Below are 15,464 nucleotides of genomic sequence, written 5' to 3' on the forward strand. Positions count from 1 at the left end.
AACGGGGCGGTCGCTGGCATGGTGCCGGCGGCCGCCCGTTTGCATGGCTCTTCTCGCCCACGCGTGGCGCGTGAGCGGCGCTACGGCTGCTGGGCCATGCCTGCTGGCTACGCCTGCTGCGGGCGAGGGTAGAACTCCCAATACAGCGCGGGGAGCGGCGGGCGATGCCTGCCGCCGGCGTTCACGAGCGCGCCGTCGCGAATGAGGTACGCGCCGTCGCAGACCTCATCAAGGTCGTTCAGGAGGTGGGACGACATGAAGACGCAGCGGCCCTCTTCCGCGTACGCACGGACACGCTCGTTCGCGAGCTGGCGGTTCGTGGGGTCGAGTGCGTTCATGGGCTCGTCCAGCAGCAGGACCGGCGCCTGCGTCGCGAGCGCGACCGCGATGGCGGCCTGCTGGCGCATGCCCTGAGAGAGCGTGGCGATGCGCTTGCGCCTGAAGCCATCGGCCGCCATGTCAGCGAGCGTGTCGCGCTCCGGCACGCAGCGCCACAGGCAGCGCACGAGCTCGATGGTCTGGTCGGGCGTCAGATGGTCGTACAGCACGGAGCCGTCGCCAGGCAGCAGAAAGACGGACCTGCGCCACGTGGCCTGGCTGCGTGGGCTGACGCAGCCGTCGCCCGCCGCCGTCACGGCCACGGCATCGACGGACGTTGCGCGCGGGCGCTGCGGGACGCCCGCGAGCGCGGCAAGGAGCGTCGTCTTGCCATATCCGTTTGGCGCGACGAAGCCCACGACGCTGCCACTCGCAAGGGAGAGTGCGCCTGTCACGAGCGGCTGGTTTTTGGCGTAGCCCACGCTGACATCGCGTGCCACGAGCAGCCGTCCCCTGGGGATGGCCTGCTCCGATGCCGCCTTACGCGCACGGCCGTAGGACCTCGCGAGCGCGGCCGACCTCGCGAGCACGCCGGCCAGCCCCATGAGCGCGATGAGCACGGCGATGGAGAGCATGCCCCGCGTCGCGTTCGCGCCTGCTATGGGTATGGCGTTCTGGGCGCCTATGCCGCCGAGCCTGCCAAGGAGCCTGTCTGCGGAGAAGTACGTGGACGGCAGGGAGGCTAGCGCGTCCGGGAAGATCGCGCCCAGGTCATAGTAGTCGTCCAGGCACGGCGGCACCAGAAGCGCGATGCCGGCGGCCATGACGGCAGGCGCCCGCAGCGAGGTCGCGAGGTGGCAGAGCGTGCCCAGGCAGAACCCCGCAATGAGGAAGAACCCCGCGTACCGCACAAGCTCGCGTCCGAGGGTCGTCCTCACGAGCACGTCGTCCTGCCAATAGATGATGGGGTAGGCGAGGTCACCCACGCCGTTCCTGATGACGCCCAACGCAAGGGCGGGAAGCATGGGGACGAGCGAGAAGACGAGCGCGAGCAGTGCGCCGAGGCATCCCAGGTACAGCCACATGCCGGCGGGGGAGAGCGGCGCGTGTGAGAGGAGCCTTGACGATGCGTTCTCCCGCGCGATGACCCATAGCAGGGCAAGCGGCGCGAGCAACAGAACGGGGGAGGGCAGCGCCCCAAGGTAGTATGCGACCAGCACCAGCCCGGGCATGTCGTCCGTTCCCTGGTACAGGGCGGGCGAGCTCAGCTTGCACACCGCGTTCGGGAACGTGGTCGTGAAGGTATACAGCCTTCGCGCGTCTGGGTCTGATGACCGGCCCTGGGACTGCTGCTCCTTGATCTCCCAAAGCTCGTAGCTGCGGACCTTGCGGCAGTATTCGGCCGGATTCGTCTCTTCGATGATCGACTCGAGCCTTCTGGCCTGTCGGTGTTCCGCGTCGCTTATGGTCCCACCCTGGTAAAGGAGAAAGCTGTACGTCTCGTAGTACCTGTCCATCGAGTAGTTGTACGCGCTGTCTGTGGCAAACGGCACGAGGGTGGCGAGAAGGACGACCCCCGCGATCGCAGCGAGCATGGCCAGCACCCAGCGCCTTCTGGACAGAAGGAGGTAGGACCTGAGGTAGGAAACGCAAGGCATGGCAGTTCCTCTCGGCGAGTTCGCGCGTTGCAAGAAGGTGCTCGCCCCACGTGGGACGACTGCCTGCGCCACATGATAGGCGTTATCCTTCGCCTGCCCGTCATGCTGCATGAAGTGGCTGGCAGGCGGTACCAAGGGGGCGGGCGGCCTCGTTTGCGCACAATTGCCCGCGGCAACGTCGAACGAATTCGCACATCGCGATGTGCGAATTCCCGCGTTTTTGCGTTCTCGCAGCTAGTTGGTCTGGAGGGGTTCATCGCACACGGTCGCACATCGCGATGTGCGATTTTTTGAGCGCGTCCGCGCGCTCGATTAACAGATTCGAAAGTTTGCCAACTTGCGGCGCGGCCGCGACGCTCCTTTTGTAGAGTGGTTAAAAGCTTGTTGTGTGCCGATGCATGGTCGCGCGCTGCGGGCGCGGCTGGCGGGGGAGGTTTGCCCATGCACAGGGAGTTCCTGATGGGAAACGAGGCGATGGCGCTGGGTGCGCTCGCCGCCGGCGTGGACGTGGTGGCGGGGTATCCCGGCACGCCCTCGACGGAGATCATCGAGACCGTCGCGAAGCGCAACCCCGGCGACGTGTACGTGGAGTGGTCCGTGAACGAGAAGGCCGCGCTCGAGGTGGCGGCCGGCGCGTCGTACGCGGGCGCACGCTCGCTCGTGACCATGAAGTGCGTGGGCCTGAACGTGGCGGCCGACCCCCTCATGAGCCTGGAGTACATCGGCGTCAAGGGCGGCATGGTCATCGTGGTCGCGGACGACCCCGGTCCCATCTCGTCGCAGACCGAGCAGGACACGCGCACGTTTGCCCAGTTCAGCAAGGTGCCGTGCCTTGACCCGTCCGGCGTCGCGGACGCGTACCAGATGATGCGCGACGCGTTCGCTCTCTCAGAGGAGCTCCACAGCCCCGTGTTCCTGCGGCCGACCACGCGCGTGGACCACGGCTACGAGGCAATCGACGTCCTCGAGCCCGAGGACTACCTCAAGAGCAAGCCGGAGGGCTTCGTTAAGGATTCCTCCAAGTGGGTCATCTTCCCGCGACTCTCCGTGCAGGCGCACGCACGCATCGAGCAGAGAAACGCCAGGCTCTCGCACGAGCTGGGCTCGTACGCCGGAAACTTCGTGGACTGGGAGGCGGGCCACGCCGGCGCCGCAACCCACGCCGGCGCCGCAACCCACGTCGGCGCCGCGGCGCCGCGCCCTTCTCGCAAGGCGATCGCGACGCACGGCATCAACTACCAGTACGTTCGCGAGAACCTTGCCGAGGGCGAGTGCCGCGTGCTGCGCGTGGCGACGCCGTTCCCGTTCCCGGACGACCTTGCGCTCGAGTTCCTGGACGGCGTGGACGAGGTCCTGTGCGTGGAGGAGCTCGACCCCGTGATCGAGCGTGCGCTCACGGCGCTCGCGGGCAGGCACCACCTGGACGTGACGGTGCGCGGCAAGCTCTCCGGCGACGTGAAGCCGTCCGGAGAGAACTCCGTGGAGTACGTGGGCCAGGTGCTCGACGCGTTCCTGGGGCGCGACGTCGCCCGCGGCGCTGGCTGGCCCGATCCACCGCAGCTTCCCGTGAGGCCGCCCGTGCTCTGCGCCGGCTGCCCGCACCGCGCGAGCTTCTATGCGGTCAAGCAGGCCATGCGCGGCAAGAAGACCATCTACTGCGGCGACATCGGCTGCTACACGTTGGGAAACGCCCGCCCGCTCGACATGTGCGACACCTGCCTGTGCATGGGCGCCGGCATCAACATCGCGCAGGGCGTGGGCCGCGTGGAGCCCGACACGCACTGCTTCGCTTTCGTGGGCGACTCCACGTTCTTCGCGTCCGGCATCACGGGCGTCGTAAACGCGTTCTACAACCAGGCCAACATGACGCTCTGCGTGCTGGACAACTCCACTACCGCCATGACCGGCCACCAGCCGCATCCTGGCACGGGCCGTACGGCCATGGGCGAGAAGGTCGCCCCCGTGAGCATCGAGCGCGTCCTCAGGGCAATCGGCCTTACCGTGGTCGAGACGGTGGACCCGCTCGACCTGCAGGCGACGGTGGAGACCGTCGCGCGCGTGGACGCGGAGCCCGGCGTTAAGGCCATCATCTTCAAGAGCCCGTGCGTGTTCCTGTACAAGCCGGGCGCGCAAAGCCACGTGGACCAGGCGCGCTGCGTGGGCTGCCAGCGCTGCGTCAAGCAACTGGGCTGTCCCGCGCTCGTGCCGCAGGCAGACGGCAAGGTAAAGATAGACGACTCGCAGTGCACGGGCTGCACGCTGTGCGAGCAGGTGTGCCCGTTCGACGCGATATCGGGAGGCAGCGCATATGAGGCGTGACATCGTGTTGTGCGGGACGGGCGGCCAGGGCACGGTGCTCGCGTCCTGCCTGCTTGCGACGGCGGCCATGCGCAAGGGCCTTCCCGTCAAGACGGCCGAGACCATTGGCATGGCGCAGCGCGGGGGCTCCGTCCTCAGCCACGTGCGCGTGGGCGAGGGCGTGGCGTCGCCCCTGGTGGGCAGCGGCCGCGCGGACGTCATCCTCGCGTTCGAGCCGGCGGAGGCCGCGCGCCAGCTGCACCTGCTCAAGCCCGACGGCGCCGTTGTCGTGAGCGGGCGGCCCGTCGTGCCGGTATCGGCCGTCACGGGCGGCCCGGCGTACGACCTCGATGCCGTCATGGGCTACCTGGAGGGCGCCGTCAAGAGCCTCACCGTGGTGGACGCGGACGCCGCCGCGCGCGAGCTTGGCTCCACGAAGGTGCTGAACGTGCTGCTGCTGGGTGCGGCCGCGCGCACGGGCGCGCTCGGCTTTTCCGTAGAGGAGGTGCGCGCCGCCGTGCACGACGTGGTGCCGGAGCGCTTCCTCGCGCTCAACGACCGCGCGCTCGACTACGGCGCCTCGCTGTAGCACGCCGCCGCGCCGTACAAAGACCACCCAACCGGGAGGAAAGATGCAGATAAGCGACACCCAGCTCGAGCTCGTCAACACGCAGATCGCGCGCCTCCGCGCGTCGGACAACTTCTACGGACGCCGCCTGAAGGAGGCCGGGATCACCGGCGTGGCAGACGCCGACGACTTCGGGCGCCTGCCCTTCTCGTCCAAGCAGGACCTCCGCGAGGCGTATCCGCTGGGCCTCGCCGCGGTCCCAGAGGAGAAGATCGTGCGCATCCACTCGAGCTCCGGCACCACGGGCACGCCGGTCATCGTCCCGTACACCGCGCGCGACGTGGAGGACTGGGCCACGCAGTTCGCCCGCTGCTACCAGATGGCCGGCGTCACGAACCGCGACCGAGTGCAGATAACGCCCGGCTACGGCCTCTGGACCGCGGGCATCGGCTTCCAGGCCGGCGCGGAGAAGCTCGGTGCCATGGCCATCCCCATGGGCCCCGGCAACACCGAAAAGCAGCTCCAGTTCATGATAGACATGCAGTCCACGGTCATCTGCGCCACGTCCAGCTATGCGCTGCTGCTTGCGGAGGAGGTGCAGAAGCGTGGCCTTCAGGACAGGATCTGCCTGCGCCGCGGCGTCATAGGGTCCGAGCGCTGGGGCGAGAAGATCCGCCGCCGCATCAACGAGGGCCTCGGGATCGAGTCGTTCGACATCTACGGGCTGACGGAGGTGTACGGTCCGGGCATCGGCATCAGCTGCAGGGAGAACGACGGCATCCACTACTGGGACGACTACGTCTACATCGAGGTGGTGGACCCTGCCACCGGCGAGCCCGTGCAGGACGGCGAGTGGGGAGAGATCGTCATCACCACGCTCGTGAAGGAGGGCGCGCCGCTCATCCGCTTCCGCACGCACGACCTCAGCCGCATCATCCCCGGCCAGTGCCCGTGCGGCAGCCGCTACCCGCGCATCGACACCATCCGCGGCCGCTCGGATGACATGTTCAAGATCCACGGCGTCAACGTGTTCCCGCGCCAGGTGGAGGAGGTCATCGCGTCGTTTCCGCAGCTGTCGAGCGAGTACCAGATCCGCCTGTCTCACCTGGAGGGGCGCGACACCATGCGCCTGTACGTGGAGACGGACGGCACGCAGAACTTCCTCGCGCTCGCGGACGAGGTGGCGCACGAGTGCCGCAACCGCATAGGCTTCACGCCGCTCGTGAAGATCGTGGAGCTGGGCGTGCTGCCGCGCAGCGAGAAGAAGACGCGTCGCGTGTTTGACGAGCGCTACGATTAGCGGCAACGCCGCGGACGTTGCGCGATGTAGTGAGCTTGTGCGCAACCTGCACAAATGCCCATCGCGCGCGGCGCCCGCGCGCAGTCTGTTACAATCTTCTGCGATGCTGCAGCTTCCTGCGAGCGCAAGCCGGGAAGCACGTATGTCAAATAAGAAAGGTCACTAAGACATGTCTGAGCTTCTCGACCAGCTGATTACGCCCGAAGTCCGCATGGTGCTCTACCTCATGGTTGCGTGCCTTGTCATGCTCTACATCCTCTCCATCGTCTACGTCATCCGCGACGCCCAGCGCCGCGGTGCGGAGCCCTGGTGGCTGTGGGCCGTCATCTCCATCATCCCCATCGTGGGCCTTCTGGCGTACGTGATCCTGCGTCCCAGCTCCTACCTGGTGGACCGCGAGGAGCAGGACCTGGACATCGCGCTTCGCGAGCACCAGCTCAGCCACTATGGCATCTGCCCCAAGTGCGGCGCGCCCATCGACCGCGACTTCGTGGTGTGCCCCATCTGCAACACCCAGGTGCGCAACGTCTGCCCCACCTGCCACCGCCCGCTGAACGCGGACTGGAAGGTGTGCCCGTACTGCCGCACCCGCATCCAGTAGCGCGACATCCGATAGCGTCGCACAAGGAAGTCACCCGCAAGGGCACCGCGCAAGTCGCGGTGCCCTTCTTGTGCCGGGCGCACGGCCGCCTCGCGTGCCCGCGCATGTGGCTTTTGGCTGACGCGGAGGTCGCGGCCACATATCGCACGAAGCTGTTGTAAAGTAGTCACGTCTGTAATTGGTTTGCGAACGGCCGTGGGCCGTCGGCAAACGCAAGTCGTGCCGTCAGGCACGGGGGAGTCGTCAGGTCATGCGTTCGAACAGTGACGAGTACAGGTTCTGCCCACGCACGCGCGCGAGTCGCGCCAACGCGAACGGTATTCCCACCATCACTACGACGACTATCTAGGCGCCTGTCCTTTCGATGGGACGGCCACGCGCTGTCTTGCGGCAGGCGCCGCGCTGCGTTGACCCCAGGGCTTCGGCCGGGCGCGCACGCTCTTCTCCCTTGGTATGAGCAAGGTCATCACACGGCACTTACATCATTTCACGGCAATGTCTGAGGGCGGGACCCATGGCGGGCACGCCCCACACACGAAAGGTTGCGAGCATGAAGGTTCTTTACAACGACGGTCACGTGGGAGAGGTTCCCGCCGACGAGGAGCTCCACGTACTTCGTCACTCCGCGGCGCACATCATGGCGCAGGCCATCAAGCGCCTGTACCCCCAGGCGGACTTCGCGTACGGCCCCGCCACGGACAACGGCTTCTACTACGACATCGACCTTCCCGAGGGCACCAAGATCTCCGAGGACGACTTCCCGGCCATCGAGGACGAGATGCGCAAGATCTGCAAGGAGAACCTGAAGTTCGAGACGTACGAGCTCCCGCGCGCGGAGGCCATCAAGCACATGGAGGAGCGCGGCGAGAAGTACAAGGTGGAGCACATCGGCGACCTTCCCGAGGACGCGCGCATCACGTTCTACAAGCAGGGCGAGTACGTTGACATGTGCGTGGGCCCGCACATCCTGTACACGAAGGCGCTGAAGGCGTTCAAGCTGACGGGCGTCTCTGGCGCGTACTGGAAGGGCGACAGCAAGAACAAGATGCTCACCCGCATCAACGGCGTCGCCTTCCGCAACAAGCAGGAGATGGACGAGCACTTTGCCCTGCTGGCGGAGGCCGAGAAGCGCGACCACCGCAAGATCGGCCAGGAGATGGAGATCTTCATGATGAACGAGGCCGGCCCCGGCTTCCCGTTCTGGCTGCCCAACGGCATGCGCATCCGCAACTCCCTCATGCAGTACTGGCAGGAGATGCAGGACAAGTACGGCTACGACCAGGTGCAGACGCCGATCATCCTCTCGCGCAAGCTGTGGGAGACCTCCGGTCACTGGGACCACTACAAAGAGAACATGTACACCACGAAGATCGACGACGAGGACTACGCGATCAAGCCGATGAACTGCCCCGGCGCGTGCCTCATCTACAAGAGCAAGCCGCGCAGCTACCGTGACCTGCCGCTGAAGCTCGCCGAGGCCGGCATCGACCACCGCCACGAGCTGAAGGGCGCGCTGCACGGCCTGTTCCGCGTGCGCGAGTTCCAGCAGGACGACGCCCACCTGTTCATCCGTCCGGACCAGATCACGGAGCAGGTGACGGACGTCGCGCACCTGATCACGGCGTACTACGCGCAGTTTGGCTTCCCGTACCGCGTGGAGCTGTCCACCCGCCCGGAGAACTCCATGGGCTCCGACGAGGACTGGGAGCGCGCGGAGGAGGGCCTGAAGAAGGCGCTCGAGGCCATGCACGTGGACTACAAGCTCAACCCCGGCGACGGCGCGTTCTACGGCCCCAAGATCGACTTCCACCTGGAGGACTGCCTCGGCCGCGAGTGGCAGTGCGGCACCATCCAGCTCGACTTCCAGCTGCCGCACAACTTCCAGCTTGAGTACGTGGACAAGGACGGCACCAAGAAGCAGCCGATCATGATCCACCGCGCGGGCTTCGGCAGCTTCGAGCGCTTCATCGGCATGCTCATCGAGCAGTATGCCGGCAAGTTCCCCACGTGGCTCTCGCCTTGCCAGGTCAAGGTGCTCCCCGTGAGCGAGAAGACCCGTGACTACGCGAACGAGGTCGCGCAGACGCTGCGCGACGCCGGCGTCCGCGTGAAGGTGGACGACCGCGACGAGAAGATCGGCTACAAGATCCGCGAGGCCCGCTCCGTGGACCGCGTCCCCTACATGCTCATCCTGGGCGAAAAGGAGAAGGAGGCCGGCAACATCAGCGTCCGCGACCGCGCGACGAACGAGACCACGCAGCGCGACCTGACCGACTTCGTGAAGGGCATCTGCGCCGAGATTAAGGAGCGCCGCGGCTAGGTTGCTGCGACAACCTCATGGCAAGACAGGGGCCGTCCCGCGGGGCGGCCCCTTTTGCGACGGCGGCACACGTGCGCCGCTCGGGCGAAACGCGACGGGAGGGGAGAGCGATGGGACAGGAGCAAACGCGCACGGACGCGGCACGTATGGACGCGCCGCAAGCCGGGCGAGAAGGGCGCGACGCCGTGGCGGGGGAGACCCTGCAGGACGCATGCCGCACCTTTGCCCGGGCCCTTGGCGGCCGTAGCCGCGCGTGGGTCGTTGCGGCGCCGGACGTCGCGGACGTGGCACGCCGGCTGGGAATCGACCCGACGGCCGTGGTGGAGCCCCTCGGCGGGACGCCCATCCGCATGCGCGACGTGCGGACGCTGGCGCGCCGCCGTGACGAGGCACCCGCCGCCGAGCGCATTCCGCTTGCGGTTGACGTGAGCCTGACGTCCGCACTGGGATGCCCCGCCGGCAGGCTGGGGGCGGACGTTGCCCTCGCCTCGCTCGACCGCGTCATCTGCCAGCCCGGCTGCGGCATGGCGATGGTGGGCCTCCGCCGCGAGGCCCTGCAGGGAAGGGATGGCTGCGCCGGCATGGCGGACGTGGCGTCTGCGCTGCCCGTGCCGGACGGGCAGCGGCTGCGCGCGCTTGCGGCCGGCATGGCGACCTTCGACGAGCGCCGCCGCCGCGCGAACGACGTCGCGCAGGTCATGGCGGCATACCTGCGCTGCCACCCCGTGGTGCGCGACGTGCGCTACCCCGGCCTCACGGACGACCCCTCGTACGAGGCCGCGGCCGCGAACCTGGAGGACGGCTTCGGTCCCGCCGTCGACGTGCTCGTGGATGCGGACGTCGCGTGGCGCGCGGTGGGCCGCGGCGTGGACGGCTCCGTCGACCTGTGCGGACGATACGTGCCCGGCGCCACGGCAAGCCGCGTGCGGCGCCTGGCCACGGCCGCGGGCGGCGCGTGGCTCAGGGTCGAGTGCGGCTGTGGGGACGCGAGGGAGCTCGTGGCCGCGGCGGAGGCTCTTCTCCGCCCGTAGGCCCTGCGGCCATCGTAGTGGACGGACGGCCCCGTGCCCGTCCGTGCTATACGCTACGCGCGCCTGTCGTAGCGCGCGAAGTCAAACGCGACGCCCGCCTTCGTGACGCCGCCGTCCTCGCGCTCGGCGAGCACCCACGAAGGGTCCTCGTCCAGGTTTGGGAAGAACGCGTCCGCGCCGGGCACCACCGTGTCGTTTCTGGTGACGTAGCAGCTGGAGCAGCGGGAAAGAAGGGCGCGGTACAGCGACTCGCCGCCTATGAGCCACACGCGCGCGTCCGCGGACGTCGCGTCGAGCGCGGCCTGCGGAGACGTCACCACGTCCACCGTCGTGCCCGCGGGGAGGTCCTCCGCCTTGGGCGGCACGTAGGCGGCGTCGTGCGTCACGATCACGTTGCGGCGGCCCTTGAGAGGACCTCCCGGGAAGCTCTCGTAGGTCTTCCGGCCCATGACGCAGGTGCAGCCGCGCGTGAGCTCCACGAAGCGGTGCATGTCCGCCTTGTTGCGGACCAGCAGCCTGCCGTCTTTGCCGATGGCCCAGTCGCGCGTGACGGAAACGATGGCGTCCATGGTCCTCCTAGATCGCTATGGGGATGTCCTTCACCTGCGGGCCGTGGCTGTAGCCCTCCACGATGAGGTCGTCGGTCGTGAAGTCGTAGAAGTCGTGCACGTACGGGTTCAGGCGCACCTTCGGGGCGGGGTAGGTCGGCCTGCTGATGAGCTCGCGCACGATGTCGACGTGGCGGTCGTAGATGTGGGCGTCCGCGATCATGTGAACCAGCTCGCCGGCGTGCATGTCGCTCACCTGCGCCACCATCATCAGAAGGATGGCGTACTGGCACACGTTCCAGTTGTTCGCGGCAAGCACGTCCTGGCTGCGCTGCACCAGCACCATGTTCAGCGTGGGCTTGTCGTCGCCGGGCCGTTCCGTCACGTTGTAGATCGCGTTGTACGCGCACGGGTACAGGTGCATCTCGGACAGGTCGGAGAACGTGTACAGGTTCGTCATGATCCTGCGGCTGAACGGGTTCTCGCGCAGGTCCTTCAGCACGCGGTCCATCTGGTCGAAGTCGCCGTCAGCGTAGTGGCTCACCTGGGCCACCTGGTAGCCGTACGCCTTGCCGATCGACCCGTCCTCGTCTGCCCACTCGTCCCAGATGTGCGGCTTCAGGTCGTGGATGTTGTTCGACTTGCGCTGGTAGATCCACAGGACCTCGTCCATGCAGCTCTTGAGCGCCGTGCGCCTGAGCGTGAGCGCGGGAAACTCCTCGCGCAGGTCGTAGCGGTTGCACACGCCAAACTGCTTTATGGTGTACGCCGGCGTGCCGTCCTCCCAGTGCGGGCGGACCTTCTGCCCCTCCGTCGTGGTGCCGTTCTCGATGATGTCCCGGCACATGGAGATGAAGATGTCGTCAGCCTTGCTCATGCGTGCCTCCTTCGTGGATGCTGCCCTGGCTCCATCAGCCGTCCTGGTCGTCGTAGGTGTTCCATGCGTCGGAGTCGTCAGAGTACCCCGTACGCGCCGTCGGGCACGTCAAGCTCAATCGTGTCCGAGTGACGTCCCAGCTCGTTCAGGAGGGCGAACCTCGTGACGCCCGCGACGAACCCTCCAAGCGCGTTCGCCAGAAGGAGAAGGACCACCACGCCGACCGCGGCGATCACCACCGGCTTCGCGCCGGAGTTCGCGTTGTCCGGCGACGTCGTGGCCGATGCCGTCTCTATCACTGCGGGGCGCGTCGCGGCGTCCGCCTGGGCCATGCTCGTCTGGTCGCTCGCGACCGGTTGGGTGTCTGGCATGTATATCCTTTCTCTAACTCAGGGCACTATCATAGCAGCTGCGGCTACAGGCGCCCCTCCGTGAACACCTCGTCCCAGCTCATGCCCAGGCTCATGACGACGTCGCGGTCCGCGGGGAGCCACCCCACGTCCAGAAGCTCGTCGCGCGTAAGCCAGCGCTCCGCCTCGTGCTCCCTCGAGTGGGGCGCCTCGCCCGCGGCGGGGGTGCACGCGAACACGTCCATGCTCAGGTGGAAGTCGTCGTAGTCGTGCTCCACGGTGTCAAGGTAGAACACGCCGCCCAGCTCGCAGCCAAGCTCCTCCCTCACCTCGCGGCGCAGCGCCTGCTCCGGCGCCTCGCCCTTCTCGACCTTGCCGCCGGGGAACTCCCAGCCGTCCTTCATGTCGCCGTATCCGCGCTGGGCGGCGTACACGCGGTCGTCCCTCCAGATGACCGCCGCCACCACGCGAACCACTGGCCTGTCGTCCTGCGTGCCCATCAGTCGCGCACCTCTATCCTCACGATCGCGTACGGCTCTCCGTCCGGCCGCGCGAGCCTGACCGTGCGGCCGCCCTCGGAGCGAAACACCTGCGGTTCCACGATGTCGTGCAAGAGCGCCATCGACTCGTACTGCACCGTGATGCGCCACGGCACGAGGGCCTGGCCCGTCTGCTCGAGCGCGTCGAGCGCCATCTGGATGTACTGCGCGTTGTTGACGTGGCCGTTCGTGTCCAGGTGCTGGCGCGTCACCGTAAGCGCGGGAGCGCATGCGAAGTCGCCCTCGACGTCGATCTTGCGCCGCGTGGGTGGCATGTCCAGGCGCGGCGTGTCCTCCAGGTAGGCCATCTGGGGCTCCGGGAACTTGATGGGCCGGCCGAGCTTCGTGTCGAACAGGAACCACAGCGAGTCCGCGCGCACGTACGGGGTGCCGTCCTGGTCCGATATGGTGAAGTTCCTGCTAGCGAGCAGGCGCTTCACGCCGTAGCACCACGTGCTGACGGCGATGGGCGTGTTGAAGCGCGGCAGGTCCTCGATCTCTATCTGCCAGGCGGAGAGAAACCACGCATAGTGGTTCCTCCTCATGTCGTCTAGGCCGATGCCAAGGCTCTCGCTCTGGAAGCACGAGCAGTCCTGCAGGTAGTTGACGAGCCCCAGAAGCGACAGCCGCGCGTCGCTTGCGCACTCGCTGTAGCGGACCCTGCTCTCGAACGTGTACATCTGTCTCCTATCGCATCGCAAAGGCCCCCGGACTCCGGGGGCCAAGGCGCTCTTGCTCCGTTGTGCTATCCCAGCTCGACGCGGTTCCTGCGGTCGAAGTACGGGCTCGCCTGGTCGACGACGAGCTTGTTGCACCGGGGGATGACGTGGGCCTTGTAGCCCATGACCATGCCGGGGATGGTGTCACCGTCCACCTGCATGGGGATGGGCGAGTCGGACCTCACCTCGATCTCGCTGCCCGAGAAGTGCTCGATGAAGGGCCTGCCGCCCTTTGCCTGCTTGTCGAAGAGCCCCGTGAAGATGGGGACGAGCAGCTGGACGGCATCGGAGGTCTCGAGCACGATAACGTCGAGCTTGCCGTCGGACATGGAGCAGTCCGGCACGATCTGGATGTCGGCCTGCATCTTGGCAGTGTTCGCGACGATGCAGGCGATGCCGTCGCGCTCGAACGTCTCGCCGTCGACGGTGATGGTGAAGTGCTCCACCTTGGGGTGGGCGTTCGCGAGGGCCGCGGTGAAGTACGCGGCCTCGCCTATGATCTGCTTGTTGGGGATGGCCTCGCGCATGAGCACGGCGTCGTAGCCCGAGCCCGCCATGAGGCCGAAGCCGCGCGAGTCGCTGTTGCCGTCCGTGTCCGTCCACGAGATCTCGCCAAAGTCCGCGCGCACGAAGTAGCCGTCGCGGCACGCCTTCGCGATGGAGGCGGGCTCCGGGGCGTTCGCGAGGTTCTCGAACACGAGGTTCGCGGTACCAGAGGGGAAGACGCAGGTCAGGACGTTGCGGTCGCGCAGCTCGTACAGCAGGCTCGTCACGGTGCCGTCGCCGCCCGAAACGACGACGAGGTCGAAGGACTCCGCGTCGCGCAGCTCCTCCTCGCCCTGCGAGTTGGAGTCGAGGCCGCGGATGACGATCTCGTCGTCCTCGCGCATGAGCGCGTGGACGAAGTCGAATACGTCGATCGAGCTCATGCCCGACTTGAGGTTGTGAACGATGAGGATGCGCACGGTGCCCTCCCGCCTTGTTATGTATCATGGTGTAGTCGCGCCGACGTCGCGAGCCATATCCACAAAGGATAGCGTAACGCCCGTCGGCGCAGGGCGAATGCTGACACAATCAACGAAAGAGCTTGCGTGTATATATCTGATTCAAAGGAGCTTGCCGCGTTCTGCGAGCGAGCCTCATCCTCGCGGGTGCTTGCCGTCGACACGGAGTTCCTGCGCGAGAAGACCTTCTATCCCAAGCTGTGCCTCATCCAGGTCGCGACGGAGGACGAGTCCGCGGCCATAGACCCCATCCTCATCCGCAACCTCTCGAGCCTGCGGGCGCTGTTCGAGGACGAGTCGATCACGAAGGTGTTCCACGCCTGCACCCAGGACCTCGAGGTCATCCTCGAGGAGATGGGCTGCATCCCCGCCCCCGTGTTCGACACGCAGGTCGCGGCCGCGTTTCTGGGCTACCGCCAGCAGATAGGCTACGGCGCCCTCGTGGAGGCGTGCTGCGGCGTGAGGCTCCCGAAGGCGGAGTCGCTCACGGACTGGTCGAGGCGCCCCCTCGACCCCGAGCAGCTGCAGTACGCGGAGGACGACGTACGCTACCTGCCCGGCATATACCGGCAGATGACGGAGGAGCTCACGCGCCGCGGCAGGATATCGTGGATTGCCCCCGAGATGGCCGAGGTCACGAGTCGCGAGCACTTCTCGCGCCCCCCGGAGCTCGCGTACCTGCACCTGAAGCGCTCCGGCTCGCTCACGCGCAAGCAGCTTGCCGTCGCGCGCGAGGTGAGCGCGTGGCGCGACGTGGTCGCGGCGGACCGCAACATCCCGCGCAAGTGGGTCGTGTCCGACGAGGTCATCATCGAGTCGTGCAAGCGGGTGCCGCGCTCCGTGGACAGGCTGCGCCGCATCCGCGGCACGGAGCAGCTGAGCGCGAAGGACGCGCAGGGCATGGTCGACGCCGTGGGCCGCGGCGTCGCGTGCCCGCCCGACGACTACCCCCAGACGAAGCGCCACGACCGCCCGTCCGCCGAGACGGAGAGCGTCGTGGACCTCATGTACGCGATGCTCCGCCTGATATCCGAGAAGAGCGGCGTCGCCACGCAGGTGATCGCGACGAGGGACGACCTGCTCGACGTCGCGAGCGGCAGGAAGGGGTCGCGGCTCATGAAGTCGTGGCGCTACGAGCTTGCCGGACGTGAGCTGGAGGGGCTGCTTTCCGGCAGCGTCGGGCTCACCGTGAAGGACGGCAGGGTGGAGCTGCTGTAGCCTCGGGCACGCCTCTCGTGCCGGATTCGCGCGCGGCGAGCCCGACCGGCGACGCGGCTTACAGCAAATCGCGATTTGTTGTTTGGGTGCTGCGGCGCGGCCCCGATTGCGTTAC

At 67.1% G+C, this 15,464-nt stretch carries 14 protein-coding genes; 7 read left to right on the forward strand and 7 right to left on the reverse strand.

The features are described 5' to 3' along the window. Window positions 1–107 precede the first annotated feature (107 nt). Window positions 108–1,976 (reverse strand): ATP-binding cassette domain-containing protein, encoded by a 1,869-nt coding sequence (locus tag ACTQWE_RS01965; protein WP_441855491.1) that lies wholly within the window; start codon window positions 1,974–1,976, stop codon window positions 108–110. 441 nt (window positions 1,977–2,417) lie between these two features. Between ACTQWE_RS01965 and iorA the strand changes: the two genes are divergently transcribed. The 6 genes from iorA to ACTQWE_RS01995 all read left to right on the forward strand — a co-directional run bounded on the left by iorA (window position 2,418) and on the right by ACTQWE_RS01995 (window position 10,094). After that, window positions 2,418–4,295 (forward strand): indolepyruvate ferredoxin oxidoreductase subunit alpha, encoded by a 1,878-nt coding sequence (gene iorA, locus ACTQWE_RS01970; RefSeq protein WP_441855489.1) that lies wholly within the window; start codon window positions 2,418–2,420, stop codon window positions 4,293–4,295. Next, window positions 4,285–4,863, forward strand: coding sequence for an indolepyruvate oxidoreductase subunit beta (locus ACTQWE_RS01975; RefSeq protein WP_441855487.1), 579 nt, complete (start codon window positions 4,285–4,287; stop codon window positions 4,861–4,863). The genes iorA and ACTQWE_RS01975 overlap by 11 nt, the downstream gene beginning before the upstream one ends. 43 nt (window positions 4,864–4,906) lie before the next feature. Further along, the gene (locus ACTQWE_RS01980; RefSeq protein WP_441855485.1) at window positions 4,907–6,142 is read left to right on the forward strand and encodes a phenylacetate--CoA ligase family protein; all 1,236 of its coding nucleotides are present in this window, start codon (window positions 4,907–4,909) and stop codon (window positions 6,140–6,142) included. 169 nt (window positions 6,143–6,311) lie between these two features. Further along, a complete protein-coding gene (locus ACTQWE_RS01985) occupies window positions 6,312–6,743 on the forward strand; it encodes a zinc ribbon domain-containing protein (RefSeq protein ID WP_090846166.1) in 432 nt (143 codons plus the stop codon). A gap of 550 nt (window positions 6,744–7,293) precedes the next feature. Next, window positions 7,294–9,063 (forward strand): threonine--tRNA ligase, encoded by a 1,770-nt coding sequence (thrS, locus tag ACTQWE_RS01990; RefSeq protein WP_441855483.1) that lies wholly within the window; start codon window positions 7,294–7,296, stop codon window positions 9,061–9,063. A gap of 110 nt (window positions 9,064–9,173) precedes the next feature. Then, the gene (locus ACTQWE_RS01995) at window positions 9,174–10,094 is read left to right on the forward strand and encodes a PLP-dependent transferase (protein ID WP_441855481.1); all 921 of its coding nucleotides are present in this window, start codon (window positions 9,174–9,176) and stop codon (window positions 10,092–10,094) included. Between the two features lie 53 nt (window positions 10,095–10,147). Here ACTQWE_RS01995 and ACTQWE_RS02000 read toward each other — a convergent pair whose 3' ends face one another. From ACTQWE_RS02000 to ACTQWE_RS02025, 6 genes are all read right to left on the reverse strand, one after another. Then, window positions 10,148–10,663, reverse strand: a complete 516-nt coding sequence (locus ACTQWE_RS02000; RefSeq protein ID WP_441855479.1) for a dihydrofolate reductase — start codon at window positions 10,661–10,663, stop codon at window positions 10,148–10,150. Between the two features lie 7 nt (window positions 10,664–10,670). After that, window positions 10,671–11,519 (reverse strand): thymidylate synthase, encoded by an 849-nt coding sequence (thyA, locus tag ACTQWE_RS02005; RefSeq protein ID WP_170104010.1) that lies wholly within the window; start codon window positions 11,517–11,519, stop codon window positions 10,671–10,673. 77 nt (window positions 11,520–11,596) lie between these two features. Beyond that, window positions 11,597–11,890 (reverse strand): hypothetical protein, encoded by a 294-nt coding sequence (locus ACTQWE_RS02010; protein WP_170104012.1) that lies wholly within the window; start codon window positions 11,888–11,890, stop codon window positions 11,597–11,599. A gap of 44 nt (window positions 11,891–11,934) precedes the next feature. Next, on the reverse strand, window positions 11,935–12,369 hold the full coding sequence (locus ACTQWE_RS02015) for a (deoxy)nucleoside triphosphate pyrophosphohydrolase (protein WP_441855476.1): 435 nt from the start codon (window positions 12,367–12,369) through the stop codon (window positions 11,935–11,937). Beyond that, a complete protein-coding gene (locus ACTQWE_RS02020) occupies window positions 12,369–13,088 on the reverse strand; it encodes an acyl-[acyl-carrier-protein] thioesterase (protein WP_441855474.1) in 720 nt (239 codons plus the stop codon). Before ACTQWE_RS02020 ends, ACTQWE_RS02015 begins: the two co-directional genes overlap by 1 nt. A 65-nt stretch (window positions 13,089–13,153) precedes the next feature. Beyond that, entirely contained in the window at window positions 13,154–14,092 is a 939-nt protein-coding gene (locus tag ACTQWE_RS02025; RefSeq protein WP_170104017.1) for a diacylglycerol/lipid kinase family protein, read from the reverse strand. Window positions 14,093–14,218: 126 nt separating this feature from the next. On the opposite strand from ACTQWE_RS02025, the gene rnd reads away from it, so the two are divergent. Then, window positions 14,219–15,349, forward strand: coding sequence for a ribonuclease D (rnd, locus tag ACTQWE_RS02030; protein WP_441855472.1), 1,131 nt, complete (start codon window positions 14,219–14,221; stop codon window positions 15,347–15,349). The last annotated feature ends 115 nt before the right edge of the window (window positions 15,350–15,464 follow it).

Origin of the sequence: Parafannyhessea sp. LCP19S3_B1 (assembly GCF_052121955.1) — a bacterium.
In the GTDB taxonomy this organism is placed as follows: Bacteria; Actinomycetota; Coriobacteriia; order Coriobacteriales; family Atopobiaceae; genus Parafannyhessea.

What these genes read in the sequence shown, in the direction of transcription:
- thrS (WP_441855483.1), top strand. Translation starts at nt 7,294, where the DNA reads ATGAAGGTTCTTTACAACGACGGTCACGTGGGAGAGGTTCCCGCCGAC.
- ACTQWE_RS01975 (WP_441855487.1), top strand. Translation starts at nt 4,285, where the DNA reads ATGAGGCGTGACATCGTGTTGTGCGGGACGGGCGGCCAGGGCACGGTG.
- ACTQWE_RS01985 (WP_090846166.1), top strand. Translation starts at nt 6,312, where the DNA reads ATGTCTGAGCTTCTCGACCAGCTGATTACGCCCGAAGTCCGCATGGTG.
- ACTQWE_RS01980 (WP_441855485.1), top strand. Translation starts at nt 4,907, where the DNA reads ATGCAGATAAGCGACACCCAGCTCGAGCTCGTCAACACGCAGATCGCG.
- iorA (WP_441855489.1), top strand. Translation starts at nt 2,418, where the DNA reads ATGCACAGGGAGTTCCTGATGGGAAACGAGGCGATGGCGCTGGGTGCG.
- ACTQWE_RS01965 (WP_441855491.1), bottom strand. Translation starts at nt 1,976, where the DNA reads ATGCCTTGCGTTTCCTACCTCAGGTCCTACCTCCTTCTGTCCAGAAGG.
- ACTQWE_RS01995 (WP_441855481.1), top strand. Translation starts at nt 9,174, where the DNA reads ATGGGACAGGAGCAAACGCGCACGGACGCGGCACGTATGGACGCGCCG.
- ACTQWE_RS02015 (WP_441855476.1), bottom strand. Translation starts at nt 12,369, where the DNA reads ATGGGCACGCAGGACGACAGGCCAGTGGTTCGCGTGGTGGCGGCGGTC.
- thyA (WP_170104010.1), bottom strand. Translation starts at nt 11,519, where the DNA reads ATGAGCAAGGCTGACGACATCTTCATCTCCATGTGCCGGGACATCATC.
- ACTQWE_RS02020 (WP_441855474.1), bottom strand. Translation starts at nt 13,088, where the DNA reads ATGTACACGTTCGAGAGCAGGGTCCGCTACAGCGAGTGCGCAAGCGAC.
- ACTQWE_RS02010 (WP_170104012.1), bottom strand. Translation starts at nt 11,890, where the DNA reads ATGCCAGACACCCAACCGGTCGCGAGCGACCAGACGAGCATGGCCCAG.
- ACTQWE_RS02000 (WP_441855479.1), bottom strand. Translation starts at nt 10,663, where the DNA reads ATGGACGCCATCGTTTCCGTCACGCGCGACTGGGCCATCGGCAAAGAC.